18 protein-coding genes are annotated in these 21,034 nt (G+C 68.7%); 8 read left to right on the top strand and 10 right to left on the bottom strand.

All coding sequences use genetic code 11. From position 1 onward, the window contains the following. From VF536_RS17645 to VF536_RS17635, 3 genes are all read right to left on the bottom strand, one after another. A partial coding sequence (locus tag VF536_RS17645; protein ID WP_331616169.1) for a hypothetical protein occupies positions 1 to 366 on the bottom strand: 366 nt, incomplete at its 3' end. A 171-nt stretch (positions 367 to 537) separates the two neighbouring features. Further along, a complete protein-coding gene (locus tag VF536_RS17640; RefSeq protein ID WP_331616168.1) occupies positions 538 to 945 on the bottom strand; it encodes a hypothetical protein in 408 nt (135 codons plus the stop codon). Then, positions 942 to 1,607, bottom strand: coding sequence for a hypothetical protein (locus VF536_RS17635; protein WP_331616167.1), 666 nt, complete (start codon positions 1,605 to 1,607; stop codon positions 942 to 944). The genes VF536_RS17640 and VF536_RS17635 overlap by 4 nt, the downstream gene beginning before the upstream one ends. A gap of 182 nt (positions 1,608 to 1,789) precedes the next feature. On the opposite strand from VF536_RS17635, the gene VF536_RS17630 reads away from it, so the two are divergent. Together VF536_RS17630 and VF536_RS17625 are read left to right on the top strand one after the other, a co-directional pair. Further along, a complete protein-coding gene (locus tag VF536_RS17630) occupies positions 1,790 to 2,590 on the top strand; it encodes a DUF4198 domain-containing protein (RefSeq protein WP_331616166.1) in 801 nt (266 codons plus the stop codon). Beyond that, a complete protein-coding gene (locus tag VF536_RS17625) occupies positions 2,587 to 3,084 on the top strand; it encodes an EF-hand domain-containing protein (protein WP_331616165.1) in 498 nt (165 codons plus the stop codon). Before VF536_RS17630 ends, VF536_RS17625 begins: the two co-directional genes overlap by 4 nt. Positions 3,085 to 3,259: 175 nt before the next feature. On the opposite strand, the gene eutC is transcribed toward VF536_RS17625, so the two are convergent. From eutC to VF536_RS17600, 5 genes are all read right to left on the bottom strand, one after another. Next, positions 3,260 to 4,054, bottom strand: a complete 795-nt coding sequence (eutC, locus tag VF536_RS17620; RefSeq protein ID WP_331616164.1) for an ethanolamine ammonia-lyase subunit EutC — start codon at positions 4,052 to 4,054, stop codon at positions 3,260 to 3,262. Positions 4,055 to 4,085: 31 nt separating this feature from the next. Next, positions 4,086 to 5,429, bottom strand: coding sequence for an ethanolamine ammonia-lyase subunit EutB (locus tag VF536_RS17615; protein WP_414710403.1), 1,344 nt, complete (start codon positions 5,427 to 5,429; stop codon positions 4,086 to 4,088). A 108-nt stretch (positions 5,430 to 5,537) separates the two neighbouring features. Further along, positions 5,538 to 6,575, bottom strand: a complete 1,038-nt coding sequence (locus VF536_RS17610; protein WP_331616162.1) for a hypothetical protein — start codon at positions 6,573 to 6,575, stop codon at positions 5,538 to 5,540. Positions 6,576 to 6,739: 164 nt separating this feature from the next. Further along, a complete protein-coding gene (locus VF536_RS17605; protein ID WP_331616161.1) occupies positions 6,740 to 11,335 on the bottom strand; it encodes an autotransporter domain-containing protein in 4,596 nt (1,531 codons plus the stop codon). 403 nt (positions 11,336 to 11,738) lie between these two features. Further along, positions 11,739 to 12,812 (bottom strand): pirin family protein, encoded by a 1,074-nt coding sequence (locus VF536_RS17600; protein ID WP_331616160.1) that lies wholly within the window; start codon positions 12,810 to 12,812, stop codon positions 11,739 to 11,741. 265 nt (positions 12,813 to 13,077) lie between these two features. Here VF536_RS17600 and VF536_RS17595 point away from each other — a divergent pair, with 265 nt between their 5' ends. From VF536_RS17595 to VF536_RS17585, 3 genes are all read left to right on the top strand, one after another. Then, positions 13,078 to 15,015, top strand: coding sequence for a sensor domain-containing diguanylate cyclase (locus tag VF536_RS17595; RefSeq protein ID WP_331616159.1), 1,938 nt, complete (start codon positions 13,078 to 13,080; stop codon positions 15,013 to 15,015). Positions 15,016 to 15,120: 105 nt separating this feature from the next. Beyond that, positions 15,121 to 16,605 carry an ATPase domain-containing protein gene (locus VF536_RS17590; protein ID WP_331616158.1) on the top strand — a complete coding sequence of 495 codons (1,485 nt, stop codon included), beginning with the start codon at positions 15,121 to 15,123 and terminating at the stop codon, positions 16,603 to 16,605. After that, positions 16,602 to 18,260, top strand: a complete 1,659-nt coding sequence (locus tag VF536_RS17585; protein WP_331616157.1) for an ATP-binding protein — start codon at positions 16,602 to 16,604, stop codon at positions 18,258 to 18,260. Before VF536_RS17590 ends, VF536_RS17585 begins: the two co-directional genes overlap by 4 nt. Positions 18,261 to 18,275: 15 nt before the next feature. On the opposite strand, the gene VF536_RS17580 is transcribed toward VF536_RS17585, so the two are convergent. After that, positions 18,276 to 18,617 carry a transcription initiation protein gene (locus tag VF536_RS17580; protein ID WP_331616156.1) on the bottom strand — a complete coding sequence of 114 codons (342 nt, stop codon included), beginning with the start codon at positions 18,615 to 18,617 and terminating at the stop codon, positions 18,276 to 18,278. A 22-nt stretch (positions 18,618 to 18,639) separates the two neighbouring features. Continuing rightward, complete coding sequence (locus tag VF536_RS17575) at positions 18,640 to 19,110, bottom strand: hypothetical protein (protein WP_331616155.1); 471 nt, start codon at positions 19,108 to 19,110, stop codon at positions 18,640 to 18,642. A 203-nt stretch (positions 19,111 to 19,313) separates the two neighbouring features. Here VF536_RS17575 and VF536_RS17570 point away from each other — a divergent pair, with 203 nt between their 5' ends. From VF536_RS17570 to VF536_RS17560, 3 genes are all read left to right on the top strand, one after another. Beyond that, positions 19,314 to 19,685: an antibiotic biosynthesis monooxygenase gene (locus tag VF536_RS17570; RefSeq protein ID WP_331616154.1), complete on the top strand. Its 372-nt coding sequence runs from the start codon at positions 19,314 to 19,316 to the stop codon at positions 19,683 to 19,685. Beyond that, complete coding sequence (locus VF536_RS17565) at positions 19,682 to 20,335, top strand: helix-turn-helix domain-containing protein (RefSeq protein ID WP_331616153.1); 654 nt, start codon at positions 19,682 to 19,684, stop codon at positions 20,333 to 20,335. Before VF536_RS17570 ends, VF536_RS17565 begins: the two co-directional genes overlap by 4 nt. 43 nt (positions 20,336 to 20,378) lie before the next feature. Then, the coding region (locus VF536_RS17560) for a hypothetical protein (protein ID WP_331616152.1) at positions 20,379 to 21,034 on the top strand (656 nt) is incomplete at its 3' end.

Here is a 21,034-nt window from a genome sequence, read left to right as displayed (position 1 = left end):
CGGCGTCTTCGGCAGGAGATTGCGGAATTCGAAGGTGTAGCGATTCCTCTTGCTGGCAATCTCGGCGTTGCACTTGAACGCCCCCAGCGCTGTCTCGACTGCTTGCTGCAACGGAGGCTCCCCGTTGACGAACCGGATGGGTTCGACGCCATGGGTCGTGAACGTGGCGACGACCGTGACTTCGCCTGTCATTGGAAGTCCGTCGGCCCCGAGCGGTGCAAAGGGGACTGCCGCCGGTCGGCAAGGACCACTGTTCGGGGCCTTGTCGGGCTCGGCCGCGTGCGCCGCGGTAGTTCCCAGACCGATCATCGCGGCGAGCAGCAAGCTCCGCGTGGTGACGCTATTGAAGTTGAAGCGGGAAGACATGACGCTTGCGATGCGTGTTGGCAGAGGGACGACAGTTTGGAGCTTCCGATGCGAAGGTCGGCGGCCGGTGGACGAAGATGCCTCGATACCGAGAGAACCCTTGTACAGCAGGGAAGACGCCAGTCTGAATGGAGAGCCGGAGGTATCAGGCCAGCGTGGCACGCGGCTTGGTCATGACGATCTGACGAACTCCACCAGTAACCCGATCTCCTGCGCGGCGGCTTGCAACTCCTTCACCTCGTTCTCCGAGTAGTAGCCCAGATCCCACTTGGAGAGCCCCTTGGCGCACTGTGCTTCCATGTCGCTCAAGTGGAAGTTGGACCTGCCACCGAAGACCTTGGGCACATGGAGCCGGTTCCAGCGAGCCGCCTTGAGGGAATCCGCAGCCACGTAGGCCTTGTAGGTGACGACGCCAAGGTCGTGCGGAGCGGCCATGTGTTGAACATGCACCCAGAACGCATGGCCGCATTTCCGGCACCGGAACGACTCCATCGATGCCGGAGAAGCGGCTTCCGACAAGGCGTCACCACCGCACTGCTCGCAGCGCAACGTGGCTTTCCGGAGATCGGATCCGCTCATCTGGCTGTAGCCAGCGTCTCTCGAATGCGCGCCAGCTCTGGGGAATGCAGCGGCGGGAAGAAGCTCGGCTTCCCACGCTGGTCCTTCACGTCGCGCTCGATCATGACTTGAATGATCCCCGATGCCAGACCGGCTCCCGCTCCCGCCAGCTGGGGAGAGGCGCCACCAGCCAGACCAGGATTGCTCGCCAGGTCCGTGGACAGGGTGCCGGTGTCCCCGAATGCCATCAACGGCTTGCCTCTGGATTTGCTCTGTGCGGCCGCTCGGTCCGGATAGTCGATCTGGTCGGTGAATTGAATCCAATAGAGCTGGGGCAACTGCGCCGGATTCTTCGGCATCCAGACGCCGCCCGTGGCGTACCTGACGCCATCGCGATGAACGAAGGAAACGCAGCGTGTCGGCCCCCTGAAGAAGGTCCCCACCGCGTTCTCCTGCACCGCCACGTAGCGGCCCGGCTCCAATGCCATGGTCCAGACCACTCCGACAGGTCCGACCTTCTCCGAGAAGTCGAGGCGCTCATCCACAACGAAGGACCGCGAGTCGTCAGAGACGGGTTTCAGCGCCGAGAAGTCCGGCGTCGGAAAGGGATCGAGGGCAGCGCAGCCTGTGAGCAGGGAGGCCGCAATGACCACCGTGATGGAAAGAAACTTCGGGAAGTGCATGTCGAGAAGTTGAGAAGAAGGACAGCTGTTTTGTGACTCGAATTTGAGCACGCCATCGCGTTGGGCAACACCTGACACCAACGACCCGAAGGACTGCCTCACTCCGGCTTGTTGACAATAATTCGCAATTGCGAGCAATTCTCATCTATAGTGCCGAGCGACTCAATCCTGCACCCACCGTCATGTCCCTTTCTCCGTTCAAGAAGATCGGTCCCTGGCTGGCCCCGCTGCTGCTGTGCGCGGGCGCCCAGGCCCATTCGCCCTATCTCAAGCCCAATACCTTCAGCGCCGAGGAACAGCGCAAGCATGTGACCGTCGAGGCCTCGTTCGCCGAAGGCGACCTGCGCCCCGACGTGGCGATGAAGTCCGACACCTTCCAGGTGATCGGCCCGGACGGCAAGAAGCTGCCCCTGACGCCGGCCGCCGTGCTGAAGGACGCCAGCTACCTCGAGGTACCGCTGGGCGCCGGCAACGGCACCTACCTCGTGTCGTCGGGCGTGCGCAAAGGCCGCCTGGCCAAGGGCGTGCTGCGCGAGGGCAAGGTGGTCTTCTCCGAGCGCGCGGAAGACGCGAAGCCCGGCGACAAGCCGATCGAGGTGCAGAGCATCACCCGTGCCGACGTCTACGTCACCCGCGGCCGCCCCGGCGCGGTGGACTTCGACACCGAGGGCGTCGAGATCTTCCCGGTGACCAAGCCCTACGAGCTGTATGCCGGCGAGCCCGTCACCGTGCGTGTGCGCGAGAACCGCAAGCCGCTGGCCGGCGAGACGCTGACCGTCATCGCCGACGGCCAGAACTACGTGAGCCAGAAGCAGCCGGAGCTGGACTTCAGCACCAACGCCGCCGGCGAAGTGAGCTTCAAGCCCAAGTCCGCCGGCCTCTACCTGCTGCAGGTGCGCGTGCGTCGAGCCTCCCCGGACAACCCCGCGCTGTGGATCAGCACCACGGCCACCCTCACCATCGAAGTGCAGCCCCAGCCATGAAGACCACCTTCCAACGTTCCCTGCTTGTGAGCCTGCTGGGCCTGGCCGCGCTGCCGGCGCTGGCCGCCTCGCATTCCACCACCACCTTCATCGCCGAGCAGGACCTCAACGGCGACGGCAAGGTGCTGCTCGCCGAATTCAAGCTCGGCCGCGAGGTCGAGTTCATGCGCATCGACTTCAATGCCGACGGTCAGTTGAGCGAAGCCGAATACCTCGGGGAATTCGAAGGCCGGTTGATGCAGCGCATCGGCAAGATCGCCGATCCGGAGAAGCGCCGCGAGGAACTGCAGCGCCAGATGCGCCAGGCCAAGGTCCGGTTCGGCGTGCTCGACAAGGACAAGAACGGCAGCATCAGCCTCGAAGAGTTCATGGCCGCCGGCCTGAGCATGTTCAATCTGCACGATCGCAACAAGGACGGCGTCGTCGACGAGGCCGACGTGAAGATCGCCGAGGAAGACAAGAAGGCGGGCAAGGAGAGCTTCGTTTCGCCTTGAGGCTGCAAGTACTTCCGCCGCCGCTGGCCCTCACCCCCGCCCACTCCCGCAAGCGGGAGAGGGCGTCCGACCGCGGCCCTTCCCACGCCGCTTCCGCTCGCGCAAGACTCACTTCTTACTCCCTCTCCCGCTTGCGGGAGAGGGTAGGGGTGAGGGCCAGCGGCCGTGGCAGTCATCAACTGCCATCCAGCCGGAACGTCTCCCGCGTTTCAACGGCCGGCGCCGCATCAGCACTCTCATCCTTCAAGGCAACACCTGTCACCTGACGAGCCCGCGCTTCGTTGAGCAACCACGCGAGCCGCGCCGCAGCGGCTTCTGGTGCCAACCCTTCCGGCCGCACGTTGGAGATGCAGTTCCGTTCCGCATCCACGCGACCGGGCCGAGGGTCCCAGGTGACATACACGCCCATGCTGTCGGGCGAGCTCAGCCCCGGCCTTTCTCCGATCAGCACCACGACGAGCTTCGCCCCTAGCGCGTGACCGATCGGATCCCCGATCGCCACGCGGGCCTGACGGACGATCGCCACCGGCGCCCAGCGCCAGTCGACCGCCAGCAGCGGCCTGAGCGCCGAGAGGAAGGCGAGGGCATGGCGCTCGATCGCCAAGGCGGACAGGCCGTCCGCCACGACGAGCGCCAGATCCAGCGGATCAGTCGGCTCGGAGGCACCGAGCAGCGCGGTCGATGCATCGTCGAGCCGACGTCCCAGATCCGGCCGCTGAAGGTACTCCGCCCGATCGGCGGCCGCGCTGTGCAGATCGAGCGTCTCCAGCCCCACCGCCCTCAGCGATTCGCCGAGCGCCTCGTGATCCAGCTCGCGGTGCACCGCGTCCCGGGCCTGCGCATGGGCGAGCTGGAACGCCAGATGCGCGGACGTCGGCTGGCTCACGCCCGCTCGGCCCAGGCCGATGCGCGCCGACGTGTGGCGGCGCAGCGTGCGCCAGGGATTGATGATCAGGATGTCATCGCTCATGTCCGCGCTCATGGTCATCTCATGGCCGCGCTCAGGAGGAGGGCAGCAAGGCTGCGAAAGCTGGAGACATGCCGTCCACCAGATGCCCCGGCGCGCCGGGTTGCGCAATGTGCATGTGTTCGAGCCAGCGCTCGAACTCCGGCGCGGCGCGCAAGCCCAGCACCCGTCGCGCATACAGCGCGTCGTGGAAGGACGTCGTCTGGTAGTTGAGCATCACGTCGTCCGAGCCCGGGATGCCCATGATGAAGTTGCACCCCGCCACGCCCAACAGCGTGAGCAACACGTCCATGTCGTTCTGGTCGGCCGCGGCGTGATTCGTGTAGCAGATGTCGCAGCCCATCGGCAGGCCCAGCAGCTTCGCGCAGAAGTGGTCCTCCAATCCCGCCCGGATGATCTGCTTGCCGTCGTACAGGTACTCCGGCCCGATGAAACCGACCACCGTGTTCACGAGCAGCGGCTCGAAGTGCCGCGCCACCGCGTAGGTCCTGGCCTCGATGCTCTGCTGGTCGCAGCCATGGTGCGCGCCGGCGGACAGCGCGCTGCCCTGGCCGGTCTCGAAGTACATGACGTGCCGGCCGCGCTGGCCGTCGTCGAACAGGGCGCCCCGCGACAGCGACAGCGCCGCCGCGCGCGCCTCGGCCAGCAGCTTCAGGTCGACGCCGAAGCTGCGGTTGGTCGCCTCCGTGCCGCCGATGGACTGGAACACCAGGTCGACCGGCGCGCCGCGTTCGATGCATTGCATCGTGTTGGTCACGTGCGTGAGCACGCAGCTCTGCGTGGGGATCTCGAAGCGTTCGATGACCTCCGCCAGCAGGCGCAGCAGATGCGCGACCTGGGTCACGTTGTCGGTGGCGGGATTGATGCCGATGACCGCGTCGCCGCTGCCGTACATCAGGCCGTCCAGCACGCTGGCGGCGATGCCGCTGGCGTCGTCGGTCGGGTGGTTGGGCTGCAGGCGCGTGGACAGTCGCCCGGACAGTCCCAGCGTGTTGCGAAAGCGCGTGACGACCTCGCACTTGCGTGCGACCAGGATCAGGTCCTGGTTGCGCATGATCTTGCTCACCGCGGCGACCATCTCCGGCGTGAGCCCGGGCGCCAGGCGCGTCAGCGTCACCGTGTCGGCCGCGTCCGAGAGCAGCCACTCGCGCAGCCCGCCGACCGTCAGGTGGCCGATGACCTCGAACGCCGCGGCGTCGTGGGTGTCGACGATGAGGCGGGTGACCTCGTCGTCCTCGTAAGGGACCAGGGCCTCGTTGAGGAAGGTCTTCAGCGGCAGGTCGGCCAGGGCCATCTGCGCGGCGACGCGCTCCTGCTCGGACTCGGCGCTCACGCCCGCGAGCCGGTCGCCCGAGCGCTCCGGCGTGGCCTTGGCCATCAGCTCGCGCAGGCTGTCGAAACGGTAGCTGACGGCGCCGATGCGTTGTCCGTAGGGAGAAGAAGGGGCAGAGGCAGCGGCCGGGCCCTGGTCAAGGTTCATCGCTGGCTACCGATCGAAGGCGCCATACGCGGCCACGGCCCGTTGCATGTAGGGCCAGCGCTCCTTGTGACGCGGGTTGCCCCCGAAGCCTGGCGATGCATAGACCTCCAGCTCCTTCCTGATTCGATCGTCGACGCCCGGCAGGCCGACCGCCTGTTTGAAGGCCTCCTGAGCCGTGCGAGGCGACGAGTTGTAGATGCGCGCGATGACGAATGCCTCGCGGATGTCGGCGTGCCCCTTGACCACCACCATCTCATAGCTCGGAGCCCAGACATCCCGGACCCAGGTGCGGATGAGCTCGAACTGGACGTCCTCCCGTCGCAAGGCTTCACGCATCCCGTGGCGGAACACCTGCCAGTCCGCGACGGTGACCTGACCCTTGTCGTACTGCTTGCAGTAGTTGTCGCCGGCGTAACCCCACCGCGTGTGTTCAAACCTGGCCCCGACGAGATCGACGCCGATCTCGCTGACCGGCTTCGTGCAATGACCGCCGCCCGCGTAGAGGCGATCGAAGTTGGTGCCCTTGAGGCGGAAGAAGCCGGCCTTCTGCGCCTCGGGCACGACGTCCGGTTGACGGGCTTCGAGGTAGGTGAAGAACCGCTGCAGGATGCCGCTGTCGATGTGGGCCACGCCGATGCCGCCCTTGGCGTAGCTCATCAGATGCTTGCCGTCGCCGGAACTCTCGACCGCCGCCCAGCGCTTGCCGACGGGATCCTTGGGCAGCGCCTCTGAAGGCGCAACGCCCCATTCGGCGACAGCCAAGGCCAGGGGGATGAGCGCGAGATTGGCGATGGCGGTCTCATCCTTCGGATCCGCCCGGTGCGCCTTGACGAGCGACGCCACGAAGGCCGGGTCCAGCAGCTCGCCGCTGATGTTGTCATCGGCGGTCGGGCTCCATTTGCCTTGTTTCAGGAACTCCCGCATGGCCGTCTCGCCGGGCGGGACCAAGCCCTGCGCATGGGCGCCGGTGCCATGCAGCAGGGCCGAGGCGGCGGCGGCGATCGCCAAGAGCCGGTTCATGCGCGAGACGCGGGACATGATCATGGATGCTCCTTCAGACACGGGCATGCTACCTGCATGTCTCAGCGCATCCGGAACCTTGGATTCAGCAATCCGCCGAGGGCCGCTTGTCAGAAGCCGGTCACAGACCGGCTTCCCACCTCGGACGCATCGGCCGGCGAGCACCTCGCCGGCCGGCCTTCGACACCTCAGAACGTGGCGACGGCGCCCAGCGTGAACGAGCTGTCCGTCCGGTTCTCCCGGGTCAACCCGCTGACGCCGGCGTAGATGTAGCCGCCGGGCATGACCAGCCAGGTCCCCGTCAGCTCCGCGCGCAGGTATTGGCGACTGACGCGCGGCGCCTGGATCTGGATGGCGGTGCCGACCAGGCTCGCATCGACCAGCACGCGCCGCAGCGCGCCCGACTCGCGGCCCACGGCCAGACGCCCGCCGAAGGTGAAGCGCGAGGTGCCCGGATCCTTGTCCGGCGAGCCCACGCCCACGCCGAGCTCCATCCGGCCGCCGCCGGCCGACAGCTGGCCCAGGTTCAACGCGGCCAGCGATCCCGAGTCCTCGCCCGTGGCGTCGCGCTTGACCCGCTGCGTCTCGACGCGCGCGTACGGCACCAGCCGCACGTTCTCGTAGTTCATCGCCGTGCGCACGCCGATGCCGGCGAAGGTCTGGCGCGTGGAGGCGTCGGTCTTCAGCGGGCCCTGGCCCACGCCGAGCGTCGCCAGAGGATCGTCCCGGCTGCTGAGGGCCTTGCCGCCGCCGCCGCCGATCTGCCCGTCGAGGATCAGGCCGGCGCCCAGGCCGATCTGGCCGTACGCCATGCCGAGCGTGTCCTTCACTTCACCGGTGCCGCCGCTGTCGGAGCGCAGCTTCTGGTTGGATTGCGACAGCGCCACGCCGAAGCCGTTGGTGCCGTCGTTCAGCACGTCGAAGCCGATCGTGATCTGGTGGCGATCGCGCACGCGCGCCGACGACGAGGCGCCGTCCGCGGCCCAGCGGCTGCTGCCGCCGCTGTAATCCACCCAGAGTCCGCGCTGGCGCGTTTCGAGGGCGGACACGTGACGGGACACCGCGTCCTGCAGGCGCTGGCCGGCCGACGGCAAGGCAGCCGCCACGGCCCCGTGGATCTCGCCGCTGAGCGAGCGCATCGTGCTGGACAGCGCCGCGTCGCCGAGACCGCCGACCGTGTTGACCAGCGTCGTCTGCGCCGGGGTGGCGGTGCCGCCATCCTGCGCCGCCGCCATCACGTCCAGCGCCGAGGCGACGGACTGCGTGTTCAGGTTGGCGCCTTGGACCTGGGCCAAGGCCAGATAGGCCGTCGGCACGACCAGCAGGTCGACGCCGTTGGCGGAATAGAGCGCCCGGAGTCTCGTGCCCGCCTTCAGTCCGGTGGGTTGCGAGAAGGCGCCGAAGGTCGTCGCATCCAGCCCGCCCTGCGCGGTGATGATGTGGAAGCGCTCCCCCAGCGTCGGCGCATACGGCGTGTAGGTGCCGAGACCGGAAATGCCGACGAGGTTGACCGTGAGCTGCGCGCCGTTCGCGCTGAACTTGCTGCCGGCGCCGGTCAGCACGAGCTGGTCGTGGTGGCCCGCGCCGTTGCCCGGCGTCGCGCCGTTGATGTCGACTTCGAAGGTCGATCCGGGCGCCAGGCTGACGCTGGATCCCACCGTCATCACGCCCGGGGAATTGCCCGGTGACAGCTTGCCGCCCGACGCGACCGTCACCGGTCCGGCGATCGTGCCGCTGCCTTGCAGCACGGCGCCGCTGCCGACGTTCACGCCGCCGGCCAGACTGCCGTTCACGTGCAAGGTCGACGCGGCCAGGAGGGTCAGTCCCGTGTAGGCCTGCGCGTTGCCGACGGTCCACTGTCCGCCGTTGAGGCGCACGCCGCCGCTGCCGCTGATCGTGCCGTTGAAGGACGCGGCGGTGGTGTCGATGGTCAGGGTCTTGCTGCCGAGCGCCACGCTGCCGCTGCCTGCGAGGGAGCGGACGCTGGTGCCGGTGCTGGTGCCGGAGATGTCGAAGCTGCCGTTGTTCGTCAGCCCGCTGGAAGCGGCGACGCTGCCTGCGCCCGACAGCGCGAGGGTCGCGCCGCTGGCGACCGAGGCGGCGCCGGTGAAGGTGTTGACGCCGGACAGCGACTGCGTGCCGCCGGCCACGGCCAGACCGCCGCTGCCGTTGATCGTGCCCGCATAGCCGCCGCTGGCGTTGGCCAGCGTCAGGGTCTGCGCGCCCAGGGCGACCGTACCGCTGCCGGTCAGACTCTTCAGCGTCGTACCGGCCGTCGTGGCGGAGATGTCGAAGCTGCCGCCGTTCGCGAGCCCGCTGGACGCGGCGATGCTGCCCGTGCCGGTCAGTGCCAGGGTCGCGCCGCTGGCGACCGAGGTGGCACCAGTGAAGGTGTTGACACCGGACAGCGACTGCGTGCCGCCGGCCACCGCCAGACCGCCGCTGCCGTTGATCGTGCCCGCATAGCCGCCGCTGGCGTTGGCCAGCGTCAGGGTCTGGGCGCCCAGGGCGACGGTGCCGCCGCCGGTCAGGGTCTTCAGCGTCGCGCCTGCCGTCGTCGCGGAGATGTCGAAGCTGCCGTTGTTTGCGAGCCCGCTGGACGCAGCGATGCTGCCCGTGCCCGAGAGCGCCAAGGTCGCGCCGCTGGCGACCGAGGTGGTGCCGGTGAAGGTGTTGGCGCCGGACAGCGTCTGCGAGCCGCCGGCGACGGCCAGACCGCCGCTGCCGCCAATCGTGCCTGCGTATCCGCCGCTGGCGTTGGCCAGTGTCAAGGACTGGGCGCCGAGCGCCACCGTGCCGCCACCGGTCAGGGTCTTCAGCGTCGCGCCTGCCGTCGTCGCGGAGATGTCGAAGCTGCCGTCGTTCGCGAGGCCGCTGGACGCGGCGATGCTGCCCGTGCCCGTCAGCGCCAGGGTCGCGCCGCTGGCGACCGAGGTGGCACCGGTGAAGGTGTTGACGCCGGACAGCGTCTGCGTGCCGCCGGCAACGGCCACACCGCCGTTGCCGTCGATCGTGCCCGCATAGCCGCCGCTGGCGTTGGCCAGCGTCAGGGTCTGGGCGCCCAGCGCGACGGTGCCGCTGCCGGTCAGGCTCTTCAGCGTCGCGCCTGCCGTCGTTGCGGAGATGTCGAAGCTGCCGTCGTTCGCGAGGCCGCTGGACGCGCCGATGCTGCCCGTGCCCGTCAGCGCCAGAGTCGCGCCGCTGGCGACCGAGGTGGCACCGGTGAAGGTGTTGACGCCGGACAGCGTCTGCGTGCCGCCGGCGACGGCCACACCGCCGCTGCCGTTGATCGTGCCCGCATAGCCGCCGCTGGCGTTGGCCAGCGTCAGGGTCTGCGCGCCCAGGGCGACCGTACCGCCGCCGGTCAGGCTCTTCAGCGTCGCGCCTGCCGTCGTTGCGGAGATGTCGAAGCTGCCGTCGTTCGCGAGGCCGCTGGACGCGGCGATGCTGCCTGTGCCCGTTAGCGCCAGGGTCGCGCCGCTGGCGACCGAGGTGGCGCCGGTGAAGGTGTTGATGCCGGACAGCGTCTGCGTCCCGCCGGCAACCGTCACGCCGCCGCTGCCGCCGATGACGCCGCCGAAGGTGTCCGCGGCATTGGTGAGGGTCAGGACTTGCCCGCCGAGCGCCACGGATCCCGTGCCCGCCAGGCTGGTCAACGAGGCGCCGGCGCTGGTGCCGGCGATGTCGAACACGCCGTCGTTCACCAGCCGGCTCGAGGTGGCGATGCTGCCGGCGCCGGCCAGCGCCAGCGTGGCGCCGCTGCCGACCGTCGTCTGGCCGGTGTAGGTGTTGACGCCGGTCAGCGTGATCGACCCGCCGCTTGCGCCGGCGTTCACGAAACTCATCGCGCCCGACGTGCCGGGCGTCTGGTCGGACAGCACGCCGCTGAAGGTCGAACTCAATCCGTTCTGGTCGATCGTTCCGCCGGTGCCCTTGATCGCCAGGTTGGCGCTGTAGACGGCGTTGTTGACGTCGGCCTGCAGGGTGCCGCCGTCGAACACCGGATTGACGGTGCCGTTCACCAGGTCGGAGCCGGTCACCGTGCCTGTCGTGATGTCCGGCGGGGGCGTTGCATTGGTGCCCGCCAGCGGATTCCCCGTGTAGGTGCCGATGGTGTTGGCCAGGAAGAAATTCGGTGGGACGGCGGTGTCGTTCCAGTTGTAGTCCGCGAAGCTGACCTTGTAGGTCCCCGTCGTCGCGATGTTGAAGGTCGTGGTGAGCCAGGGCGTGACGCCGTCCGCCGTGTCGAAGAGGTAGGCCACATAGGTGTTGGGCGACGGACCGGCCGTGTCCCCGGGACCACCCGCACGGGCCAGCGACTCGAGGTAATTCAAGCCGTTGCCCGACAGCGAGAAGAGCGCGCCGTCGTTGAAGCCGTGGTCGGTGACGTTGAGCGCCCAGGCGAACGAATACGTCCCGGCGTTGAGCGTCATCGTCTGCGTCAACACCGAGAAATTGGTGACGCTGCCGGGGAAGTTCGGGTTGTGATTGAGCAGCGCGTCGACGGTCCCGTTGGTCAGCCCCAGCGCGGAGTCCGCGGCGGAGGCGCCGTTGATGGTGCCGGAGACCGGTGTCAGCCGCCACATGCCCAGACCGGTCGGCGGCGTCAAGGTGAACGGCGTGCCCTTGCTGGTCGTCGTGAACGGCGTCGTCTGGTAGGTGACGTTGTTGCCGATGCCGGTCCAGCCGGTGGAGAAGTCCAGGGTCGTCTGCGCATGAGCCGCGCCGGGTGACGCACCGAGGGCACCGAGGGCGCCGAGGACCGCGAGGTACAGCAGGTTCAAGCGCGGAAGCTGTCGCTGCCGGCGCACAGTGCGCCCCGCAACGGCCGCGAAAGACGGCCGCGCGCGGCTCAGACAAAGACTGTCACCCATGAGTCATCCCCTATGTTCAATGGTTTGAGTCGGCCGACCCGGATCGCCTGAGGCGCATCGCCTCATCCGCTCTGGCGGATGACGTACTGCGTATGCATGGCCTCGGAGATCTCTTGGGGCCGTGACGGCAATCAGTCTTGCATGAACCTTTGATCCGGCTCCCCGGAAAAGACCGATGAACAAGGTGGTATGCGCTGAATTGCCGAAAATCAAATGAACTGGCCATTCGCCAGGGACAACGCGCAACGGGGTCCGAGGCGCGTCTCCCCCATGAGGGGGTCAGGACTTGTTTCGGCTCATGGCCCGGGACGATTCAGTCCTGCGATGGCGGCCGCTCCGTCCGCCCGTCCGCATGCCGCGCGAAGCGGTCCTCCTCGTTGCCGTGCACCGGCGCCGGATCCGGCCACGGCCAGCCGCCGAACTCGGTGCGGCGGTAGTCCTCGAAAGCCTGGCGCAGCTCCTGCTCGGTGTTCATGACAAAGGGCCCGTACTGCGCCACCGGCTCGCCGATAGGACGGCCTTGCAGCATCAGCAGCTCACCGGGTTCGTCGCCATTGATCAGGAGGACGTCGGCGCCGGCCCGCACCTCGACGGAGGAACCGACTGGCACGACCTGACCCGCAAGGGTGATCTGGCCGCCGGCGAAGAAGTACAGCTTGCGCCGCGTGCCATCACCCAACGCCGCGGGCAGCGTCCACTGCGCGCCGGGTTCCAGGCGAAGCGTCCACATCGCCAGGTCCGAATGCAGGCGCGAGCCCCACGAGTCCGGCGGCGGCGCGAGCGGCCTGGCCACGGTCCCGCCGGCATGTCCGGGGGCGGGGAGATCGCCGGCGATGACCACCACCTCGGTCCGGCGCCCGGCGTCGTCGACGAAGGTGTGCCGCGGGATGTCCTGCGACCAGAACATCGTGAAGTGCGGCTCCACCATCTTGCTGTCGGCCGGCAGGTTGAGCCAGATCTGGAACAGCTCCAGCGGGTTGGGTCGGTCGGTGTGCAGCAGCGGGAACATCTCCGCGTGGACGATGCCCTTGCCGGCGGTCAGCCACTGGACATCGCCGCCTCCGAAGCGCGCGCCGGCGCCCAGCGAGTCGGCGTGGTCGATGCGGCCCTTGCGGACGATGGTCACGGTCTCGAACCCGCGGTGCGGGTGGGCCGGAAACCCGGGCACCTGCTGGCCGTGATACATGCTCCAGCCGTCCTGGCGCGAGAAGTCCGACCCCATCTTCCGGCCCGACAGCAGCGCGGCGTCCGGCCCGTGGCGGCCATTGCCGCGCGGATAGGCGTCGTCGTGGTGGACGCAGAACAGGAAGGGGTCGATCGTCTCCCAGGGCATGCCGAGCGGCTGGACGGAGACGATGGCGGACGAGGAGGTGTCAACAGCGTTCATGGCCCTCACCCTAACGCGATCTGGCGGTCCTTGCCCGGGGGGCGTGAATTCTTGCCGATCGCCACGACGCCGGCCGCGGTGTCCAGCCCATGTCCGCGGCGCCGCGCGGCGCTGCGCGGCACCTCAGGGCAATCCCCGTCAGTGCTCGCCCTACAGCAGCTTCATCCAGTGCTGGATGGTGCGCGACGCGACGCGGACGTACAAAGTCCACCATGGACCCCGGGGGCTTTCCGCACCGAGGGGGCCACCACAAGGATGCCTCGCCATGAAGGAACAACGCACGATCGTCGCCCACTCGCTGACCCGCCTGCGCCGCGGGCTGGTCGCGGGCAATCTGGCGTTGGGGCTGATGCTCTGCGCGGCGGCCGCCCTGAGCCTGCACAACGCCCGGGAAGGCGACGAAGACGCCGCGCGCCTGACCGCCGAGAACCTGACCGCGAGCATGAGCGGCGAAGTGGCCGCCGAGCTGCGGCTCATCGACAACGCCCTGGCCACCGTGGCGGAGCGGTATGCGAAGACCTCGCGCGCCACGGACCGTTCCGAAGTCCTGGCGCAGATGGTCGCCGAGCAGCGCGTACTGCTCAAGCATGTGAGCGCGGTGCGCGTGGTCGACGCGACCGGTCTGGTGACCGCCGACGACAACCCGCTCGCAGCGCCCGTCCGCCTCGGCGACCGGGCCTATTTCGAGCAGGCAAGGGCGCGCGATGCCACGGTGGTGTCGGAGCCGCTGCTGGACCGCGTGGCCGGAGGATGGTGCATCGTGATCGCGCGGCGGCTGATCAACGCGGACGGCGGCTTCGACGGCATCGTGCTGACGGAGATGACCTCGGAACACTTCGCGGAGCACTTCTCCGAGATGACGCTCGGCCGATCGGGTGCGATGGCGATGCGCATGAACGACAACTTCCTGCTGGTGGCCCGGCATGCCGCGTCCGAGCCCCGGTCGACCCGGGGGCTGGGCGAGGCCGTCGTCTCCCAGGCCCTGCGCGAGAACCTGCGGCGCAATCCGGCGCAGGGGTGGTACGTGACCTCGACGGCGCTGGACAAGGTCGAACGCATCACCGCCTACCACCGCGTGCCGGGCTACCCCTTCACCGTCTATGCCGGCCTGAGCACCGGGGAGTATCTCGGCGCCTGGCACCACCAGGTCGTCGAACTCTCGGGCCTGGTGGCGCTGATGATCGCCCTGGTCGCCGGCACCTCGGTCCTGCTCTATCGCGGGCAGAAACGCGAGCATGAAGGCCGCCTGGCCGCGGACCGCACCGCGCGCGAGCAGTCGCTGATGCTGGAGAACGACCTGGTGGGCATGGTGCGCCTGCGTTCGCGCGTGATCCTCTGGGACAACCGCGCCCTCGAACGCATCCTCGGCTACGGGCCGGGCGAGATGCGCGGCATGTCGATGCGCGACCTCTACCTGGACCAGGCCACCTTCGACCACATCGGTCGGGCCGGCTACGGCGCCCTGCGCGCCGGCCAACGCTTCCGCACCCAGGTGCAGATGCGCAGGAAGGACGGCACCGCGCTGTGGATCGACCTGAGCGGCATGCTGGTCTCGGAGGAGGAGAGCCTGTGGATGCTGGTGGACATCGACGCCCTCAAGCAGAGCGAGGAGAAGGCCTACGGCATGGCCTTCCGCGACGCCCTGACCGGCCTGCCGAACCGGCGCCTGTTCGAGGAGAAGCTCGCCGACGCCCAGGCGACCGCGTTGCGGGCGGACACGGGGATCGCAGTCTGCTACCTGGACCTGGACGGCTTCAAGCCCGTCAACGACCGCCATGGCCACGAGGCCGGCGACGAGGTGCTCAAGGCGGTCGGCGAGCGGCTGCAGCAGACCTTGCGCGCCAACGACATCGTGGCCCGCCTGGGCGGCGACGAGTTCGCGATCGTGCTGGCCGCCAGCAGCGACGTGGGCGGCGCGCGCGCCGTGCTGCAACGCTGCCTGGCGGAGATCGAGCGGCCGATCCAGGTCGCCGGCGGACACCGCGTGACCGTGAGCGCGAGCATCGGCATCGTCCTGGCGCGGGGAGGCTGCGAGACGGCGGCGGTCATGCGCGGCGCGGACGAGGCCATGTACGGCGCCAAGCGCGCCGGGAAAGGGCGGATCCAGATCGGCTCGGTCGGACCGGTCGGGGTCCCGGGCCCGGCGCTGGCGCTGGCGCCGCCCTCGAGCACATCCGCCGGGCGGCCGTTGCGGGTCGCGTGAGTCCGGGTGGGAGCGCCGATTGCCGAGGCGCGGCATCCGACCTCTCCAGACCGTCCCCACAGGCGCTTGGCGAGACTGCCCCTTCCTCGTCCGCAACGCCCCTGCATGTCCAACCCCCGCTGCTCCACCGGCATCACCGGCCTCGATGACATCCTCCAGGGCGGCCTGCCCCAAGGCCACCTCTACCTCTTCGAAGGGGAGCCGGGCACCGGCAAGACCACCCTGGGCATCCATTTCCTGCTGGCCGGCCTCGCCGCCGGGGAATCCGGCCTGTACGTCACGCTGTCCGAGACCGGCACCGAACTGAAGGAGGTCGCCCGCTCGCACGGCTGGGACCTCGACGCGGTCGGCCTCGAGGTCTTCGAGCTGGTCAGCGCGGAGCAGCTCGGCCCGGAGGCGGAGCAGACCATCATCCACCCCGCCGAACTGGAGCTGAACCAGACGGTCCAGGGCGTGATGGCGCGCATCGAGGCGAACCGTCCCAAGCGCGTCGTCTTCGACAGCCTGTCGGAGATGCGCCTGCTGGCGCAGGACCCGCTGCGCTACCGGCGCCAGGTGCTGGCGCTCAAGCACTTCTTCGCCCGCCACGACTGCACGGTGCTGATGCTGGACGACCTCAGCGCGTCCACCGGCGACATGCAGTTGCGCAGCATCGCCCACGGGGTCGTGTGGCTGCAGCAGATCGTGGGCGAGTACGGCGCCGACAAGCGCTTCCTGCGCGTGGCCAAGATGCGGGGCATCGGCTTCCGCAGCGGGGAGCATGACTTCACGTTGAAGACCGGCGGCCTGGAGGTGTTCCCGCGCCTGATCGCGGCCGAGCACCACAAGGCCTTCCTGCCCGAGAACGTCAGCAGCGGGAACGCCGCCTTCGACGCCGCGCTGGGCGGCGGCCTGGCGCGCGGCAGCAACACGCTGTTCGTCGGACCGTCGGGCGTCGGCAAGACCACCACCGCCATCGCCTGCGTCCACGCGGCGCTGCGGCGCGGCGAAAAGGCGGCGTACTACCTCTTCGATGAAGGCCTGGGGACGCTGCTGCCGCGCGCGAAGACCCTGGGCTACGACCTGCAGGGTTACATCGACGACGAGCAGTTCATGCTCAACGCGCTGGATCCCGCGGAGGTCACGGCCGGCGAATTCGCGGCCCGCGTGCGGCGTTCGGTCGAGCAGGACGGCGTGCGCACCGTGGTGATCGACAGCCTCAACGCCTACCTGCAGGCGATGCCCGGCGGCAAGTTCCTGATGCTGCAGATGCATGAGCTGCTGACCTACCTCAACCAGCGCGGCGTGATGACCATCCTGGTGCTCGGCCAGCACGGCATCCTCGGCCAGGGGCGCATCGACATCGACCTCAGCTATTTGAGCGACGCGGTGGTGCTGTTCCGCTACTTCGAGGCGCGCGGCAACCTGCTCAAGGCGGTCTCGGTGGCCAAGAGCCGCACCAACAAGCACGCCAGCACCATCCATGAGTTCCGCCTCGGCGAGCAGGGCGTGGAGATCGGCGTGGCCCTGACGGACTTCGAGGGCGTGGTGTCCGGGGTCTCGCGCTACGCCGGCGACATCGCGCTGCTGAGCGACAGCGACGCTGAATGACGAGTGCCTTCGAATCCCGCGTGATCGTCCTGGCGCCGTTCGGCCGGGATGCGCAGGTGATCGCGGAGGTCGTGACCGGGCTGGCGCCGGCCCACGCGGTGCATACGCCCGAACAGCTGTTGACGGCGCTGAACGAGGGCGCCGCGGCGGCGGTGGTGACGGAGGAGGCCCTGTCCATCGCGCCCGGCAGTCCCGTGCACCTCTGGCTGGGCCGGCAGCCGCCCTGGTCGGACTTTCCCTTCGTGGTCCTCACCAGCAAGCGCACCGGGCGGCGCGCGCCCAATGCGGCGACCTCGCTGCACCTGATGGGCAACGTCATCCTGCTGGAGCGGCCGCTGAGCCCCGACACGCTGCACACCGCCGTGGAGGCCGCGGTGCGCGCCCGGGCGAGGCAGTACGCGAACCGGGCGATGCTCGCCGAACTGGCGGTCGCGCACGATGCGGTGGAGCGGCTCAACCGGGAGCTCGAGGACCGCATCGAGAGTCGCACGCGGGAGCTCTCGACGGCCAACAACCGGCTCATGAACGAGATCGCCGAACGCGAGCGCGCGCAGGCGGCGCTGCTTCAGGTCCAGAAGATGGAGGCCATGGGGCACCTGACCGGCGGCATCGCCCATGACTTCAACAACCTGCTGCACGTCATCGGCACCAACCTGGACCTGCTGGCGCGGCTGGACTGTCCGCCGCCGGCCGGCCGGATCGTGGAAGGGGCGCGGCGCACGGTGAAACGCGGTGCGCGCCTGACCGAACAGCTGCTGTCCTTCGCGCGCAACCAGTCGCTGGTGCCGCAGGCCACCGACGTGCATGCGTCGATCAACGGCATGCAGGAACTGCTGCTGACCTCGGTCGGATCGCGCGTACGCATCGACCTGGCGCTGGACCATCCGCGACCGGTCGCGCTGCTGGATCCGAACCAGCTGGAGATGGCCGTCCTCAACCTCGCGCTCAACGCGCGCGACGCGATGAAGGAGGGCGGCACCATCTTGATCTCGACGCGGGAGATCGATTGCGAGCGCGAGGGTCAGGTCGTGCCCGGCCTGCGGGTCACGGTGGCCGACAACGGCGCCGGCATTCCGCCGTCGATCATCGAGCGCGTCTTCGAGCCCTTCTTCACGACCAAGGCGATGGGCAGCGGCACCGGCCTGGGCCTGGCGCAGGTGTACGGCTTCGCGAAGCAGTCGGGCGGGCAGGTGGGCATCGAGAGCGCGCCGGGGCAGGGGACGCAGGTCCACCTCAGCTTCCCGCTGGCCACGCAGGCGCTGGCGGAGGACGGCGAGGCGGACCGCTCCAGCCTGGTCACGCCGCCGCAGGACATCCTGGTGGTGGAGGACGACGACGAGGTGCGCCATTCCATCGTCCAGAGCCTGGAGTTGCTGGGGCACCAGGTGACGGCGGTGTCGAACGGCCCGGAGGCGCTGCTCAAGCTCGACCAGCGCCAGCCCAGCCTGCTGATCGTGGACTACGTGATGCCGGGCATGAACGGCGGGGAGCTGATCCGCCGCGTGCAGGACACCTGGCCCACGATCCCGATCATCCTGGCGACCGGGTATGCCGACATGGACAAGGTCGGCCAGGTGCTGGGCGCGCGGTCCATCCTGAAGAAGCCGTTCCGCGTGGATGCGCTGGCGGAGGCCGTGCACCTGGCGGTCGCCTGAGCGCCTCAACGCGCGTCACGACGCCGGGTCGAACCCGAAGACGCGCAGCTCCTGCTGGCAGCGGCAGGCCTTGGCGATGCGCGCGGCCCAGTCGACGGCTGCTTCGCGCGTGGGCAGTTCGAGCACGGTGAACCCCCCGTTGAGTGTTGGCCCCCAGGGATAGCCGCCGTCTGCGAATGAGCCGTCCGCCGACACGAGCACCGGCGGGACGCTTTCGTCGATGCCGCCGCCGAAGACGTAGACGCCGGCCGCTTTCGCTTCCTCGATCACGGCGTGGGAGTCATGGACCACCGCGTCCCAGTCATCATCGGGGACGACCATCGCGGCGCTGGGGAACGAGATCAGGTACTTGGCCATGTGCGTTCCTTTCGAATGGCGTTCACCGCTGGGTTTCGGGCTCACGAGCCGGGGTGTCCACGGCGGTCTTGTCTGTGGCTTCGCCTTCGTCCTCGCTCTTTTCCTGGCTCTTTTCCTGGCTCTTTTCCCTCGCCCAGAACTCCACCATGACGGTCATCCCGATCCAGACGAGGAGGGTGGGTCGCACCTTGTCGGGGACGAGGTCCGGGCCGCGCAGCAGCATGCTCATCACTTCCGGAAAGGTGGCGGCGTAGAAGAGCGCCAGCAGCGAGTACATCAGCCGATGCTTGCTGGAGGAGATGTAGAGCACCGTGATGACGACGCTGGCCAGGGCGGTGAGCAGGACGCCGAACTGCCAGGCGCTGAGCTTCTCGGTGCCGGAGAGCACGAAGCCCAGCACGGCGCCGAAGAACATGTTCATGCCGTTGAGGTTGGCCTGGTACTCGCCGCTGGACATGCGGCCCAGGCCGGTGCGCGCGAACACTCGACTCATCTTTCCTCCCATGGACGGCTCTCCTCTCTGTTGGAGGCCCGATCATGCCCAGGATTCGCGCGGGAACCATCCGGGCTTGCCAGAGAGGCGGCCCCTGATATCGAGACGTGGGAATGATGTTGAAATCACGGCGTCATCGACCGGCGCCGCGAGCTGCCGTCCTTCCATTGCCGACCCTTTCATCGACCTTCTCGAATCGACCCGTGTTCACTTCCACCTTCACGTTCTACAAGGGCGAGTACGACGCCGACTTCCATGCGCTGGACGACGCCATCGCGGCGATGGCCAAGGCCATCCCCGGCTATCTCGGCGAGGAGAGCTGGGAGAACCCCGCGCTGGGGCTGATCACGAACGTGTACTACTGGGAGTCGATGGACGCGCTGCGCCAGCTGATGGCGCATCCGCTGCATCAGCAGGCCAAGCAGCAGCACGAGCGCTGGCTCAAGGGCTACCAGGTGGTCATCGGCGAAGTCGTCAGCATGTACGGCAGCCTGGACATCCATCCGCTGGCGGGGCGTCAGGTGTCGGCGGGGCAGGAGCGCGTGTCGACATCCAGCGAGCGCTTGAACGAATGACCGCCGCGATCTCCCTCCACCGTGCGTTCGAGCAGATGGCGAGGCATCGCCATCGCCACGGCTATGTCGCGCTCGTGCTCGCGGGCGGCTACGTGGAGGCGGGCGATCGAGGGCGCCTACGCGTCGAGGCCGGCCAGGCGGTGTTCCATGGCGAGCACGAATCGCATCGCAACGAGTTCTTCCGCACCGGCGCCAAGGTGCTGAATCTGCCGGTATCCGGACGCGACATCCGTGAGGCGTTCGGACGTGTCGACGATGCCGACGCGATCGCCCGGCTCGCCGAGCGCGATCCCGCCGAGGCCGTCCAGCTGCTGCACCAGACGTTCCAGCCCCTCGCCGCGAGACTGGACGATTGGCCGGACCTGCTGGCGGCGGCGCTCGCCGACGCTCCGGATGTCGGGCTCACCGAATGGGCCGACGCCATGGGCATCGCGCCGCAGTCGGTCAGCCGCGGCTTCCACCGCGCCTATGGCACCAGTCCGAAGCGCTACCGCCTGGAGCAGCGGACGCTGCAGGCGCTGCGCCGTTTGCCGGGCTGGCAGGGCTCGATGGCGATGCTCGCCGCAGAGACCGGGTTCGCCGACCAGGCCCACCTGACGCGCGCCATCGTGGCGCTGACCGGGCGGACACCGACGAACTGGCGGGGTTAAGTCCGTTCAAGAAGGGAGGGCGCGGCTTGCCTAGCATCGGGGCATGCAACGACGAACCTTCCTGACCGTGCCGCTGATCGCTTCGGTGGCGTCCCTGCTTGCCGTCGAGTCCGCCGCCGCGCCGGCCGGCGCAAACCGCACTCGATGGCGGGTACGCGCCTCCGAGGGCTTCGATGCGATTGCCTTCCTCGGGCCGCTGTCGGGCACCCCGCTCTATCTGGACTTCTATGCGCCGGACGCCGCCGCCTTCGCGCCGCGACTGCCCGAGGCGATACGCGCGGACGTCGCGCGGTTGTGGAACGACGCGACGAAGGACGGCTTCGGTCTGCTCGGCCCCAATCTGCAGGTGCTGTTCTCCGCCAACGGCAACGACGCGACGATCGCCACGCTGCTCTCGGCGCTGAGGTCGCGGCAGACGGCGATCCTGCCGGGCTACCAGGCCAGCAGCTACTGGAGCCAGGACGACTGGACCTGGTTCGACCGCGCGGCGCCCCGGATTGACGCCATCCTGAGCGCGATGCAGCGCGCCGGATTTGCGGCCTTCCGCAGGGAGCGGATCGGGGGCGACCTGGACCAGCGCATCGCCGAGATGGGGCGCGCGCTGGCCGGTTTCGATGTGATCTCCTGGCAGGAGAAGCTGACCGGCCGGACCTTCTCGCCTGAGATCCAGATCGTGATGCTCCAGTTCTCCAAGCCGCA

The organism is Roseateles sp., assembly GCF_036486225.1.
Lineage (GTDB): Bacteria > Pseudomonadota > Gammaproteobacteria > Burkholderiales > Burkholderiaceae_C > Roseateles.
Note: the sequence above shows the minus strand (reverse complement) of the source record. Positions and strands in the feature narration are given on the sequence as shown.